The sequence below is a fragment of the Microbacterium sp. USHLN186 genome (genome assembly GCF_037145155.1).
Taxonomy (GTDB): domain Bacteria; phylum Actinomycetota; class Actinomycetes; order Actinomycetales; family Microbacteriaceae; genus Microbacterium.
Window position 1 is genome coordinate 499,896 of record NZ_JBBCYA010000002.1, and the last position, 17,584, is coordinate 517,479.

General features: G+C 69.8%; 13 protein-coding genes and 1 tRNA gene. 2 read left to right on the top strand and 12 right to left on the bottom strand.

Features of this window, described 5'->3' with window-relative positions; all coding sequences use genetic code 11:
* Nucleotides 1–6: 6 nt before the first annotated feature.
* On the bottom strand, nt 7–2,640 hold the full coding sequence (gene polA, locus WFG93_RS06455) for a DNA polymerase I (RefSeq protein ID WP_336645494.1): 2,634 nt from the start codon (nt 2,638–2,640) through the stop codon (nt 7–9).
* Between the two features lie 72 nt (nt 2,641–2,712).
* Between polA and WFG93_RS06460 the strand changes: the two genes are divergently transcribed.
* Nucleotides 2,713–3,117 carry a hotdog fold thioesterase gene (locus WFG93_RS06460; protein WP_336645711.1) on the top strand — a complete coding sequence of 135 codons (405 nt, stop codon included), beginning with the start codon at nt 2,713–2,715 and terminating at the stop codon, nt 3,115–3,117.
* Between the two features lie 133 nt (nt 3,118–3,250).
* Here the strand turns inward: WFG93_RS06460 and WFG93_RS06465 are convergent, their stop codons facing one another.
* Nucleotides 3,251–3,868 (bottom strand): ANTAR domain-containing response regulator, encoded by a 618-nt coding sequence (locus WFG93_RS06465; RefSeq protein ID WP_071644465.1) that lies wholly within the window; start codon nt 3,866–3,868, stop codon nt 3,251–3,253.
* A 102-nt stretch (nt 3,869–3,970) separates the two neighbouring features.
* On the opposite strand from WFG93_RS06465, the gene WFG93_RS06470 reads away from it, so the two are divergent.
* Nucleotides 3,971–4,053, top strand: a tRNA-Leu gene (locus WFG93_RS06470).
* 200 nt (nt 4,054–4,253) lie between these two features.
* Here the strand turns inward: WFG93_RS06470 and WFG93_RS06475 are convergent.
* From WFG93_RS06475 to WFG93_RS06520, 10 genes are all read right to left on the bottom strand, one after another.
* Nucleotides 4,254–4,919 (bottom strand): esterase/lipase family protein, encoded by a 666-nt coding sequence (locus WFG93_RS06475; protein ID WP_336645495.1) that lies wholly within the window; start codon nt 4,917–4,919, stop codon nt 4,254–4,256.
* A complete protein-coding gene (locus tag WFG93_RS06480) occupies nt 4,916–5,740 on the bottom strand; it encodes an alpha/beta fold hydrolase (protein ID WP_336645496.1) in 825 nt (274 codons plus the stop codon). Before WFG93_RS06480 ends, WFG93_RS06475 begins: the two co-directional genes overlap by 4 nt.
* 112 nt (nt 5,741–5,852) lie before the next feature.
* Nucleotides 5,853–7,301 (bottom strand): pyruvate kinase, encoded by a 1,449-nt coding sequence (gene pyk, locus WFG93_RS06485; RefSeq protein WP_336645712.1) that lies wholly within the window; start codon nt 7,299–7,301, stop codon nt 5,853–5,855.
* A gap of 57 nt (nt 7,302–7,358) precedes the next feature.
* Nucleotides 7,359–8,825, bottom strand: a complete 1,467-nt coding sequence (locus WFG93_RS06490) for a glutamate synthase subunit beta (protein WP_336645497.1) — start codon at nt 8,823–8,825, stop codon at nt 7,359–7,361.
* The gene (gene gltB / locus WFG93_RS06495) at nt 8,818–13,383 is read right to left on the bottom strand and encodes a glutamate synthase large subunit (RefSeq protein ID WP_336645498.1); all 4,566 of its coding nucleotides are present in this window, start codon (nt 13,381–13,383) and stop codon (nt 8,818–8,820) included. Before gltB ends, WFG93_RS06490 begins: the two co-directional genes overlap by 8 nt.
* Before the next feature lie 128 nt (nt 13,384–13,511).
* A complete protein-coding gene (gene lgt, locus WFG93_RS06500; protein WP_336645499.1) occupies nt 13,512–14,483 on the bottom strand; it encodes a prolipoprotein diacylglyceryl transferase in 972 nt (323 codons plus the stop codon).
* A gap of 10 nt (nt 14,484–14,493) precedes the next feature.
* The gene (gene trpA, locus WFG93_RS06505) at nt 14,494–15,285 is read right to left on the bottom strand and encodes a tryptophan synthase subunit alpha (protein WP_336645500.1); all 792 of its coding nucleotides are present in this window, start codon (nt 15,283–15,285) and stop codon (nt 14,494–14,496) included.
* The gene (trpB, locus tag WFG93_RS06510) at nt 15,282–16,493 is read right to left on the bottom strand and encodes a tryptophan synthase subunit beta (protein WP_336645501.1); all 1,212 of its coding nucleotides are present in this window, start codon (nt 16,491–16,493) and stop codon (nt 15,282–15,284) included. Before trpB ends, trpA begins: the two co-directional genes overlap by 4 nt.
* A complete protein-coding gene (gene trpC, locus WFG93_RS06515; protein ID WP_336645502.1) occupies nt 16,490–17,332 on the bottom strand; it encodes an indole-3-glycerol phosphate synthase TrpC in 843 nt (280 codons plus the stop codon). Before trpC ends, trpB begins: the two co-directional genes overlap by 4 nt.
* On the bottom strand, nt 17,332–17,562 hold the full coding sequence (locus WFG93_RS06520; protein WP_336645503.1) for an HGxxPAAW family protein: 231 nt from the start codon (nt 17,560–17,562) through the stop codon (nt 17,332–17,334). Before WFG93_RS06520 ends, trpC begins: the two co-directional genes overlap by 1 nt.
* Nucleotides 17,563–17,584: the final 22 nt, after the last annotated feature.

The window sequence follows — 17,584 nt, forward strand, 5'->3', positions numbered from 1 at the left end:
AAGAGCTCAGTGCGCCGCTTCGTTCCAGTCGCGCCCGCGTCCGACCTGCACCTCAAGCGGAACGGTGAGCTCGGCAGCGCCGGCCATCCGCGTGCGCACGACCCGCTCGACCTCGTCCCACTCCCCCGCGGCGACCTCGACGACGAGCTCGTCGTGGATCTGCAGCAGAGCGCGGGAGGAGAGCTCGCGCTCGCGCAGGTCGGCGTGGATGTGATTGAGCGCGATCTTCATGATGTCGGCGGCGCTGCCCTGGATGGGCGCGTTCAGGGCGGCACGCTCGGCGTTCTCGCGCAGCACCCGGTTCGGGCTGGTCAGGTCGGGGAAGGGCCGCCGCCGCCCGAAGATCGTCTCGGTGTAGCCGTCCTCCTTGGCCTGCATCACCGAGGCGCGCAGATAGTCGCGCACGGCGCCGAAGCGGGCGAAGTACTCCAGCATGAGCTGCTTGGCCTCGGACTGCTCGATGCGCAGCTGCTTCGACAGTCCGAAGGCGCTGAGGCCGTACACGAGCCCGTACGACATCGCCTTGACCTTGGTGCGCATGGCCGCGGTGACCTCCTCGGGCTGCACGCCGAACACTCGCGCGCCGACGAAGCGGTGCAGGTCCTCGCCCGAGTTGAACGCCTCGATGAGACCGGCATCGCCGGACAGGTGCGCCATGATGCGCATCTCGATCTGGGAGTAGTCGGCGGTGAGCAGCGTTTCGTATCCCTCCCCCACCTCGAACGCGCTGCGGATGCGGCGGGACTCCTCAGTGCGCACGGGGATGTTCTGCAGGTTCGGGTCGGTGCTCGAGAGCCGGCCGGTCTGGCTGCCGGTCTGCACGTAGGTGGTGTGGATGCGACGGTCGGCGCCGATCGAGGTGTCGAGGGTCTCGATGATCTGGCGCAGCTTGGTCGCCTCGCGATGCTGCAGCAGCAGGGCGAGGAACGGATGCGGGTGACTCTCCTGCAGATCCGCGAGCACCGCGGCATCCGTCGAGTACCCCGTCTTGGTCTTGCGCGTCTTCGGCAGCTGCAGGTCTTCGAACAGCACCTCCTGCAGCTGCTTCGGCGAGCCGAGGTTGAACTCGCGGCCGACCAGCGCGAACGCTTCCGCCGCCAGGGCGTCGGTGCGCGTGAGCAGCTCGCCCGAGAACGTCGAGAGCACCTCGTGCGAGACGGCGACGCCGGCCGACTCCATGTCGGCCAGGGCGATCACGGCGGGCAGCTCGATGTCGGTGAGCACCCGTGCGACGGATTCCGGCATGGCCTCGCGCAGCGCCACCGCCGTGCGCAGCGTGAACCACGCCTCCTGGGAGGGGGTGACACCCTCGGTCTCGGGGACGAGCTGGGTGGGATCGGCCTCGGGCAGCTTCTCGTCGAGGTACCGGCCGACCAGGTGCGCCAGGGTCTTGTCGGGGAAGCTCGGGCGCATCAGCCAGCCCGCGAGCAGCGCGTCGAAGGCCAGCCCACCGAGCCGGATGCCGGCGCGCAGCAGCGCCTTCACCTGCGGCTTGGCGTCGCTGAGCACCTTGGGGGCCGCGGATTCCAGCCAGGCGCGCAGGGCATCGGCGCTCGCCGGGTTCCAGTCGCATTCGTGCAGGTCGTCCTCGCTCGCCACCCCGATGCGCGTGATCCCACCGCCGGCGATGACGAGGGTCAGCCCCACCTCGCCGTCCTGCTCGGCCAGCCACCCCGCGATCGCGTCCGGTGCGCTCTGGGTCGCCGCGGGCAGCTCCACGGCCGGCTCGTCGTGAGCGGGCTCGTCTGGAGCACCGACCGCCTCGAACACGCGCGGCAGCAGGGTACGGAACTCCAGGCGCGCGAAGATGTCGCGCACCGCCTGCGCGTCGATCGGAGTCACCGCGAGGTCGGTGGGGCCCAGGGCCAACTCGACGTCGTCGAGCAGCCGGTTGAGCTGGCGGTTGCGTCGCACCGCATCGATGTGCTCGCGCAGGTTCCCACCGACGACACCCTTGATCTCCCCCGCTCGCTCGAGCAGCTCGTCAAGACTGCCGAACTGCGTGAGCCACTTCACCGCCGTCTTCTCGCCCACCTTCGGCACGCCGGGGAGGTTGTCGCTGGTCTCGCCGACCAGGGCAGCGATGTCGGGGTACTGCTCCGGGCGCACGCCGTAGCGCTCGTGCACGGCCGGCGGATCGTAGCGCTTGAGCTGCGAGACGCCCTGCACCGAGGGATACAGCAGCGTGACGTCGTCGTTGACGAGCTGGATCGTGTCACGATCGCCAGAGACCACCAGCACGTCGAAGCCCTGCGCGGAACCCTGCTTGGCGAGGGTCGCGAGGATGTCGTCGGCCTCGATGCCCTCCTGGGTCAGCACGGGGATCGACATCGCGGCGAGGCAGTCCTGCAGCAGCGGGATCTGCCCCTTGAACTCGCTCGGCGTCTCGGACCGGGTCGCCTTGTACTCGGGGTACGCCTCGGTGCGGAAGGAGTGACGCGACGTGTCGAACGCGATCGCCATGTGAGTCGGCTTCTCGGCCTTGATGAGGTTCACCAGCATCGAGAGGAACCCGTAGATGGCGTTCGTGTGCTGATTGTCCTTGGTGGTGAAGTTCTCGACCGGGAGGGCGAAGAACGCCCGGTAGGCGAGCGAATGGCCGTCGACGACCATGAGGGTAGGCTTTGCGGAGTCCGTCACCCTGCAAGCCTAACGAGCGTGGCGGACACTCGCCGAGGAGGACGTGTGACCAAGCAGACCGAGCAGACCGAGATGAGCGGCCTGGAGTGGGCCACCCACCGCGGAATGGGCGCGCTGGCCGAGAAGATGGGCATCGAGTTCACCGAGTTCTCGGTCGAGCGTGCCGTCGCGACCATGCCCGTGGAGGGCAACACGCAGCCCGTGGGTCTGCTGCACGGGGGCGCGTACGTGGTGCTCGGCGAGTCCCTCGGCTCGATGGCGGCCAATCTGCACGCCGGTCCCGGACGCCTCGCTGTCGGTATCGACATCAATGCCACGCACACCCGCTCGGCGACCTCCGGTTTCGTCACGGGCGTCTGCACCCCGGTTCACCTGGGTCGCAGCCTCACCGTGCACGAGATCGCGGTCACCGACGAGCAGGGCCGGCGCTGCTCCACCATCCGCATCACGAACATGATCAGGTGCGTCGACGCCTGACGGATGAACGCGAAAGAGGCCCCGCCGATCGGCGGGGCCTCTTCGTTTCGGAGCGAGATTTCGTCTCGCTCCGCTTGCTCAATCTGAGTCGACTCGCGTCAAGTCCGCTTCGCGGCCGTGACCCGCAGCCGACTCACTTCTTGGGGGCGAGCTGCTCGATGATCGCCTTCGCGACATCCTGCATGGTGAGGCGGCGGTCCATCGACGCCTTCTGGATCCAGCGGAACGCCTCCGGCTCAGACAGGCCCATCTTCTCGTTGAGCAGGCCCTTGGCGCGGTCGACGAGCTTGCGCGTCTCGAAGCGCTCGACCATGTCCGCGACCTCGGCCTCGAGCGTGATGATCTGCTCGTGGCGGGCGAGGGCGATCTCGATGGCGGGCAGCAGGTCGTTCGGCGTGAACGGCTTGACGACGTACGCGAGCGCACCCGCCTCGCTCGCGCGCTCGACGAGCTCCTTCTGGCTGAATGCGGTGAGCAGCACCACCGGGGCGATGTTCGCCTTGTGCAGCTTCTCGGCCGCGCTGATGCCGTCGAGCTGCGGCATCTTCACGTCCATCACGACGAGGTCCGGACGCAGCTCGGTGGCCAGCTGCACGGCGGTCTCACCGTCGCCGGCCTCGCCGACCACGTCGAAGCCGTTGTCGCGCAGGATCTCGACGATGTCGAGGCGGATCAGCGACTCATCCTCGGCGACGACGACGCGACGCGGGGCGGATGCCGTGGGCTGCTCGGGCTGCTCTTGCTCAGTCACCCGTCCATCCTAATGGAACCGCCCATCCGGCGGGCACGTCCGATACGCGCGGTGCCGGCCCTGCGATACAGTCGTCTGTGCGGCGCCGACGGGCCGGCGCAGGCCGGCGTGGCGGAATGGCAGACGCGGAGCACTCAAAATGCTCTGTCCGCAAGGGCGTGTGGGTTCGAGTCCCACCGCCGGCACAGTGAATGACAGGTCCGCCCCGGGCGACTCCTCGCCTCCTCGCACCCCCGGCCTCCGGCCTCCGGCATGACCCGCCGACTTCCGGTATCAGTTTCTGTCGCCTACGCACCGAATGAGCGGCAGGAACTCATACCGGAGCGCAGCGGGCGGAGACGGGCGGCGCGACGAGTTCGGAGTGCGGTTGATTGACCCCCGATGATCAGGCAGCCAGAGCTGTGACCTCGGCCATCACACGCGGATGCGCGAGTATGCGGAAGTGGCCGCCGGTGTCCAGCGGCACGTTCTTCGCCCCCGGGAGCTCACTGCCCTCCGGGATGTGCGGGTCGAATCGGGCGTAGACCGAGACGATCCGCGCGTTGACCTCGTGCTGCGCGGAGAGGCGGACGATCGACGGGTCGCGCGGCGAGAGTGCCCTCAGGTTGCGCGGCAGCATGAGCCGGGCGTAGCGCGATCCGCCGAACGGCGTCGCCACCGCCACCATGCCGCGGATCCGTTGGTGCTCGGCGCCGAGCATAACCAGCTTCCCCGCCAGGCCGCCCTTGCTGTGCGCCAGCAGCACGACGTCCTGCAGCGAGTGGGCGACGAGGTAGGCGGCGACACCGTCGGCCATCTCCGCCACCGGCTGCAGGTTGCGGTGCAACGTATCCAGCACGTGCACGGGGTGCCCGAGCTCATGCACGCGCATCGCGAGCGGCTGCATGAACTTCCAGGTCTCGTAGATTCCCGGCAGCATCACGATCGGTGTGCCCGTGCCGGACAGGAAGCTCTCCGGATCCACGCGACTGGCGAAGGCACGTGCCTGCCATACGGCAGCGTAGGCGTAGTCCTCGGCCCACCACGCGGCCCGACGCAGCACGCCGTTCACGAGTTGCGGCTCTCCGAGAGCGGCGCGGAAGAATTCTCCGGTTGTCGGTGGAGCAGGTCGCCGAGCGTGTGCACGATCGCGGCCGCCACCGCTCCCGGCGCCGAATGCTGGGCGTTGTGCGCGCGGCCCGGTATCTCCACGAGCGCGACCGGTGTCCCTCCCCGACGAGCGGCGTCGCGCAGCCGGCGGCACCAGTCCCGTCCCGCGATCGGATCGCGCGACCCGCGCACGATCAGCAGCCGACGACCCGATCCGCGCACGCGGTCCTCGATCGGGTAGCGCAGCATGTGCCGCAGCTGGGTGAGATACCAGACCGGCCCGCAGCGCAGATAGTCGCTGAAGACGAGCGCGTTAGCTCCGGGCGGCTCGCGCAGCGTGTCCAGCGCCAGTAGCGCGGCCTGCGCGAGCACCGTGCGCCGGCGGTCGTCGGTCACCGGCCCGATCAGCACGACGGCGTCGGCGAGCTCCGGATGCCGCACGGCCAGCTCGGTGACCCACTGGGTGCCCATCGACTGTCCCACCAGCACCAGGCCCTCACGCCTCGCGGGCAAGAGCTCGTCGAGGACGTCCGCCAGCGCATCCGCCATGGCCGTCACGTCCACGTCCTGCGCGGGCCGAGGAAGTCCACCGAAGCCGGGCAGATCCACCGAGACGACAGTGGCGTAGGCCGTGAGCCGGCGATGCAGGCGCGCCAGATACCGATGCGACATGCCGATGCCGTGCACGAGCACCACGATGGCGGTGCCCGGTCCGGAAGAGGTGAGCGTGCGGAACACCAGCCCGCCCACGCGGTGTCGGCGGGTGGCAGGCTCCTGGCTCATCACAGCACCGTATCCTCTGGCGCCCCGCTTCACCCCCGGATACCACGGGGGTTGACACGAAGCGCCGGGGACGGGGTTCCTGTGAACCCCGTCCCCGGCGCTTCGATCCGGCTCAGACGCCGGTCTTGTACACCGGTGCCGCACCGCCGACGGCGTCGCCGACCTTGTGCACGCGGATGTCGTTGGTCGAGCCGATGATCCCGGGAGGCGATCCGGAGATGACGACGATGACATCGCCCTCCTGCGCCATGCCGCTCTCGAGCAGGTACTGGTCGGCCTGCAGGTACATCGCGTCGGTGTGCTGCACCATGTCGACGAGCGTCGAGCGGATGCCCCACGTCATGGCCATGCGCCGGCGGATGCCCGGCTCGGGTGTGAACGCGAGCATCGGGATCCGGGAGCGCAGGCGTGAGAGACGCCGTGCGGAGTCACCCGACTGGGTGAACACGCACAGGTACTTCGCGCCCACGAACTCGGCCACCTCGAGCGCGGCGAGGGTGATCGCGCCGCCCTGCGTGCGCGGCTTGGTGCGCAGCGGCGAGATCCGCTCCAGGCCGTGCTCCTCGGTGGACTCGATGATGCGCGCCATGGTCTCGACCACGACGATCGGGTACTCGCCGACGCTCGTCTCGCCCGAGAGCATCACCGCGTCGGCGCCGTCGAGCACGGCGTTGGCGACGTCGGAGGTCTCCGCGCGGGTGGGCACCGGGCTGGAGATCATCGATTCCAGCATCTGCGTCGCGACGATGACCGGCTTCGCGTTGCGGCGCGCCAGCTCGACCGCGCGCTTCTGCACGATCGGCACCGCCTCGAGCGGCAGCTCCACGCCGAGGTCGCCGCGGGCGACCATGATGCCGTCGAACGCGTCGACGATCTCCTCGAGCGCGTCGACAGCCTGCGGCTTCTCGATCTTGGCGATGACGGGAACGCGCACGCCCTCCTCGGCCATGATCTCGTGCACCCGGGTGACGTCGGAGGCGTTGCGCACGAACGACAGGGCGATGACGTCGGCGCCGGTGCGCAGACCCCAGCGCAGGTCGTCCTCATCCTTCTCGCTCAGCGCCGGCACGTTCACGGCCACGCCGGGCAGGTTGATGCCCTTGTTGTTCGAGACGGCTCCGGCGACGACGACCTTCGTGGTGACGACCGTGTCGTCGGTCTCGACGACCTCCACGCGCACCTTGCCGTCATCGATGAGCAGGAAGTCCCCCGGCTTGACGTCCTGGGGCAGGCCCTTGAACGTAGTCCCGCAGATCTCCCGATTGCCGACGATGTCCTCGGTGGTGATCTTGAAGATGTCGCCGACCTCGAGCTCGTACGGTCCGTCCTCGAAGCGCCCGAGACGGATCTTCGGGCCCTGCAGGTCGACGAGTACCGCCACCGCGCGTCCGGAGTCCTCGGCCGCGCGGCGCACGTTGGCGTAGTTCGCGTCGTGCACCGAGTAGTCGCCGTGGCTGAGGTTCAGCCGGGCGACATCCACACCGGCATCGATCAGGGCACGGACCTTCTCATAGGTCGAGGTTGCGGGGCCGAGTGTGGCGACGATCTTCGCGCGTCTCAACATCATCTCCAGAGTTGGAAGGGTGGGGGAATTCATGGCGACGCTGCCGGGCTCAGCCTACGCGGGCTGGACGCCGAACGCGACATCGGCGACACCCACGGGCGCGGGCAGCACCGTCGTCCCCATCAGATGCCGATCGATCGCAGCGGCGGCAGAGCGCCCCTCGGCGATGGCCCACACGATCAGCGACTGACCGCGCCCGGCATCCCCGGCCACGTACAGCCCCGGCAGGGCCGTGGCGTACTGGTCGTCGCGGCGCAGTGTTCCGCGCTCGGTGAGCGCGGGCGTCGTGCCGTTCGCGAACGAGCCGGTCTCGGGGCCGGTGAACCCCATCGCGATCAGCACGAGCTCAGCGGGGATCTCCCGCTCCGTGCCGCTGCGCGGCACCCGGCGTCCGTCCACGAACTCCGTCTCGGCCACCCGTACGGCACGCACGTGTCCATCCGCGTCGCCGAGGAACTCGACGGTCGAGGCGAGGTAGGTGCGCTCTCCGCCCTCCTCGTGCGCGGACTGCACCTCGAACAGCGTGGGCATGGTGGGCCACGGCTGATCGTCCGAGCGCTCCGTGCCCGGGCGTCGCCCGATGGCGAGGTTGGTCACGCTGCGCGCGCCCTGCCGGTGCGCGGTGCCGATGCAGTCCGCTCCGGTGTCGCCGCCGCCGATCACCACGACGTGCTTCCCGCCGGCGGTGATCTGGTCCGCGACGACATCGCCTGCGCCGACGCGGTTGGACGGCACGAGGTAGTCCATGGCGAAGTGCACGCCGCTCAGATCACGCCCGGGGATGACCAGGTCGCGCGGCACGGTGGCGCCGGTGGCGATGAGGACGGCGTCGTACCTGTCGCGCAGTTCATCCCACGAGAGGTCGCGTCCGATCTCCACACCGGCGCGGAAGCGGGTGCCCTCCTCCGTCATCTGCTGCAGCCGCAGCTCGAGGTGGCGCTTCTCCATCTTGAAGTCGGGGATGCCGTAGCGCAGCAGCCCGCCGATGCGGTCGTCGCGTTCGAACACCACCACGGTGTGCCCGGCGCGCGTGAGCTGCTGAGCGGCGGCGAGCCCGGCGGGACCGGATCCGACGACGGCGACCGTGCGCCCGGTGAGGCGCTGGGGCGGCTGCGGCTGCACCCACCCCCTCTCGAAGGCCTCGTCGATGATCGACACCTCGACCTGCTTGATGGTCACGGCGGGTTGGTTGATGCCCAGCACGCAAGCGCTCTCGCACGGGGCCGGGCACAGCCGGCCGGTGAACTCCGGGAAGTTGTTCGTCGCGTGCAGCCGCTCGATGGCGGCGCGATCCTCGCCGCGCCAGGTCAGGTCGTTCCATTCCGGGATGAGGTTGCCGAGCGGGCATCCGGAGTGGCAGAACGGCACGCCGCAGTCCATGCAGCGGCCGGCCTGGCGCTTCAGCACCGCGCGGTCCCCCGGTTCGTAGACCTCTTTCCAGTCCATGATGCGCACGGGCACCGGCCGCCGGGCCGGCAGCTCGCGTTCGGTCGTCTTCAGAAAGCCCTTGGGGTCAGCCACCGGTCACCTCCAGGATCCGGTCCCAGATGACGTCGCCGTCGGGGTCGATGCCCGCCGCCGCCGCCTCCTGGCGCATGGTGCGCACGGCCGCGTAGTCGCGCGGCAGCACCTTGGTGAATTGATCGAGGACGCTCTCGAAGTCGTCCAGGAGAGCGGATGCCAGCGGCGATGCCGTCCGCTCGACGTGCTCGACGAGCAGCTCGCGCAGCACCTCGGCATCATCGCGCCCGAGCGGGGTGAGCAGCAGCTCGCCCGTGTGCAGGGCGAGGGTGTTCACCTGGTCTTCGCTCAGCCGGTGGACGTAGGCGACGCCACCGGACATGCCGGCGCCGAGGTTGCGCCCGGCCTCACCGAGGATCACCGCGACTCCGCCGGTCATGTACTCGAGTGCGTGGTCGCCCACTCCCTCCACGACCGCCGTCGCGCCGGAGTTGCGCACGAGGAACCTCTCCCCCACGACGCCCGAGATGAACATCGTCCCGCTGGTCGCGCCATAGCCGATGACGTTGCCGGCGATGACGTTGCGGTGCGGCGCGAAGCGCGCTCCGCGAGGTGGTCGCAGCACGATGTCGCCACCCGACAGGCCCTTGCCGACGTAGTCGTTCGCGTCGCCCTCCAGCCGCAGCACGATGCCCGGCGGCAGGAAGGCGCCCAGCGACTGACCGGCGGTGCCGTGCAGGGTGACGTCGATGGTCTCGCGCGGCAGTCCGGCCGCGCCGTGGCGTGCGGTCACGAGATGGCCGAGCATGGTGCCCACGGCGCGCTCGGTGTTGCGGATCGGCAGCTCGATCACCACCGGCAGCGCCGACTCGAGCGCCTCCGCCGCGTGCGTGATCAGGGCGGTGTCGAAGTGCTTGTCGAGCTCGTGGTCCTGCGCGCGGGCGTGCCGTCGTGGCTCACCGGCGGGGAACGCGGGCCCGTCGAGGATCGGTGCGAGGTCGAGTCCCTCCGCCTTCCAGTGCCGTACGGCGGGGGCGGTGCGCAGCAGGTCGTGCCGGCCGACGATCTCGTCGATCGAGCGGAATCCGAGGGCGGCGAGCAGCTCGCGCACCTCCTCGGCGATGAACTCCATGAAGTTGATCACGAACTCCGGCTTGCCGGTGAAGCGCTGGCGCAGCAGAGGATTCTGCGTCGCCACGCCGACCGGGCAGGTGTCCAGGTGGCACACGCGCATCAGGATGCAGCCGCTGACCACCAGAGGCGCCGTGGCGAAGCCGAACTCCTCCGCCCCCAGCAGCGCGCCGATCACCACATCGCGTCCGGTCTTGAGCTGTCCGTCGACCTGCACGACCACCCGGTCGCGCATGCCGTTCAGCATGAGCGTCTGCTGCACCTCGGCCAGCCCCAGCTCCCAGGGGGTGCCGGCGTGCTTCAGCGAGTTCAGCGGGCTCGCACCCGTGCCGCCGTCGTGCCCGGACACGAGCACGACGTCGCTGAGCGCTTTGGCCACGCCCGCGGCGACCGCGCCGATGCCGGACTGGCTGACGAGCTTCGTGTGGATGCGGGCCCTCGGGTTGGCGCGCTTCAGGTCGAAGATCAGCTGCTTGAGGTCCTCGATCGAGTAGATGTCGTGGTGCGGGGGCGGCGAGATCAGTCCGACACCCGGTGTCGCGTGGCGGGTCTTCGCCACCCAGGGGTACACCTTCTGCGGCGGCAGCTGCCCGCCTTCGCCGGGCTTGGCGCCCTGGGCGAGCTTGATCTGCAGGTCGTCGGCCTCGGTGAGGTACTGGCTGGTCACGCCGAACCGGCCTGAGGCGACCTGCTTGATGGCGCTGCGGCGCTCAGGATCGGTGAGGCGCTCGGGGTCCTCCCCGCCCTCCCCGGTGTTCGACTTGCCGCCGAGGCGGTTCATCGCGATCGCCAGCGTCTCGTGCGCCTCCTGCGAGATCGAGCCGTAGCTCATGGCTCCGGTCGAGAACCGCTTCACGATCGCGCTGACCGGCTCGACCTCGTCGAGGGGAACCGGCGGGCGCTCGCCGGTGCGCAGCTCGAACAGGCCGCGCAGGGTCTTCAGCTCGCGGGCCTGATCGTCGACCAGCCGGGTGTACTCGCGGAAGATGTCGTAGCGACGCGTGCGCGTGGCGTGCTGCAGACGGAACACCGTCTCGGGATTGAACAGGTGCGGTGACCCGTCGCGCCGCCACTGGTACTCGCCGCCGGTCCACAGGCGCTCATGTGCGCGCGGCGCGGCATCCTGCGGATACGCGTAGTCGTGCCGCTTCTGGTTCTCGGCATAGATGTCGTCGATGCCGATGCCGCCGAGCTTGGTCTCGGTGCCGGTGAAGTAGCGGTCGACGAAGTCGTGGCTGAGTCCGATCGCCTCGAACACCTGCGCGCCGGCGTACGAGGAGACCGTCGAGATGCCCATCTTCGACATGATCTTCAGCACGCCCTTGCCCAGTGCGTGGATGAGGTTGTGCACGGCCTGCTCGGGTGAGACCCCGGTGATGAAGCCGGTGCGCACCAGGTGCTCGACGGTCTCCATGGCCAGGTACGGGTTCACCGCGGCGGCGCCGTATCCGATCAGCGTCGCGACGTGGTGCACCTCGCGCACGTCCCCGGCCTCGACGATCAGGCCGACCCGCATCCGCGTCTCACGGCGGATGAGGTGGTGGTGCACGGCCGAGAGCATCAGCAGCGAAGGGATCGGCACGAGGTCCTTGTCGGAGTCCCGGTCGGAGAGGATCAGGAACTCCGCGCCGCGCTCGATCGCGGCATCCGCTTCCGCGCACATCTCGGCGAGCCGCTCGGGCAGCGACTGCGGCCCGGCGTCGAAGTGGTACAGCCCGCTGAGGGTGGCGCTCATGCGGCCGGGCAGCGCCCGGTCGACGTGCTTGATCTTCGCCAGCTCGTCGTTGTCGATCACCGGGAAGTCCAGGCTCACCGTCCTCGCGTGCGCAGGACCCCACTCGAGCAGGTTGCGCTGCGGGCCGAGCCCGAGACGCAGACTGGTGACGACCTCCTCGCGGATGGCGTCCAGCGGCGGGTTGGTGACCTGTGCGAACTGCTGCACGAAGTAGTCGAACAGCAGCCGCGGACGCTCGCTGAGCACAGCGATGGGCGTGTCGCTGCCCATGGCGCCGAGGGGCTCGGCACCCGTCTGCCCCATCGGGGTGAGCAGCACCTTCACCTCCTCCTCGGTGTAGCCGAAGGTGCGCTGCCGGCGGGTGATGGATGCCGCGGGGTGCACGATGTGCTCGCGCTCGGGCAGGTCGGCGAGACGCACGGCGCCCTCATCGAGCCACTCCTGCCACGGGTGCATCGTGGCCAGCTCGCGCTTGACCTCGTCGTCCTCGATGATCCGGCGCTGTGCGGTGTCGACGAGGAAGAGCCGGCCGGGGCGCAATCGCCCGCGTCGCTTGATGCGCTCGGGCGCGAAGTCGAGCACGCCGGTCTCGCTGCCGATCACGACGAGACCGTCGACGGTCTCGGTCCACCGGCCCGGACGCAGCCCGTTGCGGTCGAGGGTGGCGCCCACCTGCGTGCCGTCGGTGAAGATCAGCGCGGCAGGGCCGTCCCACGGCTCCATCTGGATGTCGTGGTACTCGTAGAACGCGCGCAGGTCCGCGTCGATGTCGGGCTGCTTCTCCCACGCCTCCGGGACCATCATCATCACCGCGTGCGGCAGGCTGCGCCCGGTCAGGGTGAGCAGTTCGAGCACCTCGTCGAACGAGGCGGAGTCGCTGCCACCGTCACGGCAGATCGGCAGCAGTGGGCGGATGTCGCCGAGCATCTCGGAGCGCAGCTGGGATTGCCGGGCCCGCATCCAGTTGCGGTTGCCGCCGACCGTATTGATCTCGCCGTTGTGGGCGAGCATCCGCAGCGGCTGCGCGAGCGGCCACGACGGGAACGTGTTGGTCGAGTACCGGGAGTGCACCACGGCCAGCTCGGAGGCGAACCGCTCGTCCTGCAGATCCGGGTAGAAGGGCTCGAGCTGCAGGGTGGTCAGCATCCCCTTGTAGCCGAGGGTGCGGCAGGAGAGCGAGACGAAGTAGGCGCCGAGCTCGTGCTCGGCGCGCTTGCGCAGCCGGTAGGCGAGCCGGTCGAGTGCCAGGGGTGAGACTCCGCCCGGGCCGGGGATGCTGACGAAGAGCTGCTCGAAGGCCGGGCGGGCCTCGTCGGCCAGCGTGCCGAGGTGCTCGTTCGCGGTGGGGACGCCGCGCCATCCGAGCACGGCGAGGCCCTCTTCAGCGGCGATCCGCTCGATACCGGCCTTCTGCTCGCGGCGGGTGCTCGACTCCCGAGGGAGGAACGCGAGTCCCGCGGCGTACTCGCCGGCGGGAGGGAGGTCGAATGAGACGACCTCGCGGAGGAACGCGTCCGGCATCTGGGTGAGGATGCCTGCGCCGTCGCCGGTGCCGGCGTCAGAGCCGATCGCACCGCGGTGCTCCAGGTTGCGCAGCGCTTCCAGCGCCAGCGCGATGATGTCATGGCCGGGTTCCCCGCGGAGCGTTGCGACCATGGCCAGGCCGCAGGCATCCTTCTCGTGGGCGGGGTTGTACAGACCCTGCTTCGGGGGGTAGGCGCCGGAGGCGCCGTAGGGAGGCTGGAAGTACACCAGTCACCGTCCTCAGATTTCAAGCGAACCCGGGGACATCATCGGCCCGTGCGTTCAGTGCGATCTCTCGCGCGGAAAGGGGTCCGGACGGACCCGCATGACGGGAGCGGTGCTTGTGGCGATGGCTCCTACTCGGCCCCGGCGGCGACGGGAGGCTCGCTCACGTCGACGAAATCCGAGGAATCGTGCTGCGATTCTACATCCTCGGTCTGCGGCAGACGACCGGGCACGTACGGTGACGGCTCGACACCGGGGTGACGGCGGGTCTGCACGACGAGGATGACGATGCCGACGAGCACGCCGATGATCGCCGCCCACACGTTGCTGCGCAGCCCGAGCAGGATCTCGCTCGGGTCGATGCGGATGGACTCCCACACGATGCGGCCGGCGCTGTACCAGATGAGGTAGATCGCGAACAGCCGGCCCCACTGGAAGAACACCTTGCGACCGAGCCACAGCAGCACCAGCACGCCGAGACCGTTCCAGAGCACTTCGTACAGGAACGTGGGGTGGAACAGCGTCCCCTCGGGCAGGCCCGGGGGGAAGGCCGGGTTGGTCGACTCGATCTCCAGACCCCACGGCACATCGGTGGGCAATCCGAACAGCTCGTGGTTGAACCAGTTGCCGAAGCGGCCCATCGCCTGTGCGAGCAGGATGCCGGGCGCGAGCGCGTCGGCGAAGGTCCAGAACCGGATGCCGGTCCAGCGGCATCCGATCCACGCACCCACGGCGCCGCCCAGCAGGGCGCCGAAGATCGCGATCCCGCCCTCCCAGATCGCCCACACCGAGCCGTACTCGAACGGGTTCCAGGTGTTCTTCCCCGCGCCGAAGTAGAAGTTCGGGTGGGTGAGGACGTGGAAGATCCGCGCGCCGATGATGCCGAGCACCACCGCGGGGATGGCGATGTCGAGGACGACCCACTTCTCCGCCCCGCGGCGGGTGAGGCGGTGGTTGGTCAGCAGCGCCGCCGCGATGATGCCGGCGATGATGCACAGCGCGTAGTAGTGGATGGTCAGCGGGCCGATCTGGAAGGCGCTGTCCGGTGGGCTCGGGATGCTCGCGGGCACGGTGGACAGGCTGCTGAAGGGCGCGAAGGGCATGAGAGAGATCCTAGTATCGCGTCGTCGGCGTGCCGCCGGCGAGGGTTCTGGTGGTTTCCGCGAGGGCGTCCAAGCCGCCGTCGCGCAGCGCCTTGACGAGGGCCGTGCCGACGATGGCGCCGTCGGCGTACTCGACGACCCCGGCGATCTGGTCGGCGTTGGAGATGCCGATCCCCACGCACGCGCGGACGTCGCCGCGCGCCCGCATCCGGTCCACGAGGGTGCGCGCCGCGCGGTCGAGCTCGGCTCGCTCACCGGTGATGCCCATGGTGGAGACCGTGTACACGAACCCGGTCGACGAGGCCAGCACCAGGTCGAGGCGTTCGTCGCTCGAGGTGGGAGCCGCGAGGAAGATGCGATCCAGTCCGGTGCGGGTGCTGGCCGCGATCCACTCCCCTGCGGCGTCCGGAGTGATGTCGGGGGTGATCAGGCCCGCGCCGCCGGCGGCGAGCAGGTCGTCGGCGTAGCGGTCGACGCCGTATTGCATGACGGGGTTCCAGTAGGTCATCACGACGACCGGCACGTCGGTCTCGTCGGTGATCGCCTTGACCGCGGTGAACAGGTCGCGCATGCGGAAGCCGTTCGCGAGCGCGTGCTGGGTCGCCTCCTGGATGACCGCGCCGTCCATGACCGGGTCGGAGTACGGCGGGCCGAGCTCGATCACGTCCACGCCGTTGCGAGCGAGGGTCAGCGCCGCCTGGATGCTGGTGTCCAGATCGGGGTATCCGACCGGGAGGTATCCGACGAAGGCGCCACGACCGGCGTCGTGCGCGCGCTGGATGGCGGACTCGACGCGGCTCACGACTCGCTCTCCTGCGCGTCGTAGAGGTCGAAGTAGCGCGCGGCAGTGTCCATGTCCTTGTCGCCCCGGCCCGACAGGCACACCGCGATGATCCCGTCCGGTCCCAGGTCGCGGCCGAGGCGCAGCGCGCCCGCGAGGGCGTGCGCGGATTCGATCGCGGGGATGATGCCCTCAGTGCGACTCAGCAGCCGCAGTGCCTGCATGGCCTCGTCGTCGGTGGCCGGGATGTACTGCGCCCGTCCGATGTCGCTGAGCCAGGCGTGCTCGGGTCCGACGCCGGGGTAGTCGAGCCCGGCGGAGATCGAGTGCGATTCGACGGTCTGGCCGTCCTCGTCCTGCAGCACATACGTCTTCGCGCCGTGCAGCACCCCCGGTCGGCCCCGGCCGATGGATGCCGCGTGCTTGGGCGTGTCCACGCCGTCGCCGGCGGCTTCCACGCCGAACAGCGCCACCGCGTCGTCGTCGAGGAACGCGTCGAACATGCCGATCGCGTTCGAGCCGCCGCCCACGCAGGCGACCACGGCGTCGGGCAGCCGGCCGGCCTCAGCGAGCAGCTGCTCGCGGGCTTCCTCGCCGATGATCTTCTGGAAGTCGCGCACCATGGCGGGGAAGGGATGCGGTCCGGCCGCCGTGCCGAAGATGTAGTTCGTGGTCTCGACGCTCGCGACCCAGTCGCGGTACGCATCGTTGATGGCGTCCTTGAGGGTGCGCGATCCGGTGGTGACCGCCACGACCTCGGCGCCGAGCAGGCGCATCCGGGCGACGTTCAGCGCCTGGCGCTCGGTGTCGACCTCGCCCATGTAGATCGTGCAGTCCAGACCGAACAGGGCGGCGGCCGTGGCTGTGGCGACGCCGTGCTGGCCGGCGCCGGTCTCGGCGATCACGCGCGTCTTGCCCAGCCGGCGGGTGAGCAGGGCCTGACCGAGCACGTTGTTGATCTTGTGCGAGCCGGTGTGGTTGAGATCCTCCCGCTTGAGGAAGACGCGGGCACCGCCCGCGTGCGCGGCGAAGCGCGGCACCTCGGTGATCGGCGACGGGCGCCCGGCATAGGAGTGCAGCAGCGATGCGAGCTCCGCGCGGAAGGCGGGATCCACGATGGCATCCTCGTACGCGGCGGTCAGCTCGTCGATCGCCGCGATGAGCGATTCGGGCATGTACCGGCCGCCGAAATCCCCGAAGAACGGGCCGTGCTGTTCGCGCAGACTCACTTCGACTCCCTCCGGTCGCTCAGTGCGGCGCACTTCGACTCCGTCCTCCCGCGCACCGGCGTGTCTCCGGCGGCGAGGAATGCGTTCAGGGTGGCGATCGGGTCGCCGGTGACTAGCGCCTCGCCGATCAGCACGACATCGGCGCCGGCATCCCGGTACCGGGCGACGTCGTCGGGCTGCAGCACCGCTGACTCCGCGATGCGCACGGCGGAGTCGGGGATGCGGTCGGCGAGCCGGGCGAACAGGTCGCGGTCGAGTTCAAGGGTGTGCAGGTTGCGCGCGTTCACGCCGATCAGGTGGGCGCCCAGGTCGACGGCCACCTCGAGCTCCTCGGCGGAGTGCGTTTCGACGAGCGGCGTCATGCCCAGCTCCAGGATGAGGGCGTGCAGCTGTTCCAGCACGGGACGCGACAGGCCGGCGACGATGAGCAGCACCAGGTCTGCTCCCGCGGCGCGCGCCTCGAGCACCTGGTACGGCGTCGCGATGAAGTCCTTGCGCAGCACGGGAAGCGTCACCTTCGCGGTGACCGCCTCGAGGTCGGCGAGGCTGCCGCCGAACCGTCGGCCCTCGGTGAGCACGCTGATCGCCGAGGCGCCGCCCTGCTCGTAGCGCGAGGCCTGCAGTGCCGGGTCGGGGATGTCTGCCAGCGCCCCGCGCGAGGGGCTGGCGCGCTTGACCTCGGCGATGATCTTCACGCGGTCCGCCGGGGCGAGCGCTGCGCGTGCGTCGCGCGCCGCGGGGCGTGCGGCCGCCGCGCGCTCCACCATCGCCAGCGGACGCGTCTGGGCGCGACGCTCGGCATCCTGCACCGCGCCGGCCGTCAGGTCGGCGAGGACCATCAGTGCGCCTTCGGCGAGTACTTCGGGCCCTTCACACCCCAGCCGGCCTTCGCCATCGCCCAGCCGACGATGAGGCCGACGAGCACGATACCCGCGCACACCCACACCGCCACGGGCATCTGCAGGCAGAAGAAGACCGTGCCGGCGGTGAAGCCGATGAGCATGATCACGACGGCCGTCCAGGCAGCAGGCGAGTGTCCGTGGCCGGGGTCGGCGATCGGGTTGGTCATGTTCTCCTCCGGGTGGCTAGGG

Excerpts from the sequence above, each read along its gene's own strand:
- WFG93_RS06460 (WP_336645711.1), top strand. The coding sequence starts at position 2,713 with ATGAGCGGCCTGGAGTGGGCCACCCACCGCGGAATGGGCGCGCTGGCC.
- WFG93_RS06480 (WP_336645496.1), bottom strand. The coding sequence starts at position 5,740 with ATGAGCCAGGAGCCTGCCACCCGCCGACACCGCGTGGGCGGGCTGGTG.
- lgt (WP_336645499.1), bottom strand. The coding sequence starts at position 14,483 with ATGCCCTTCGCGCCCTTCAGCAGCCTGTCCACCGTGCCCGCGAGCATC.
- trpC (WP_336645502.1), bottom strand. The coding sequence starts at position 17,332 with ATGGTCCTCGCCGACCTGACGGCCGGCGCGGTGCAGGATGCCGAGCGT.
- WFG93_RS06520 (WP_336645503.1), bottom strand. The coding sequence starts at position 17,562 with ATGACCAACCCGATCGCCGACCCCGGCCACGGACACTCGCCTGCTGCC.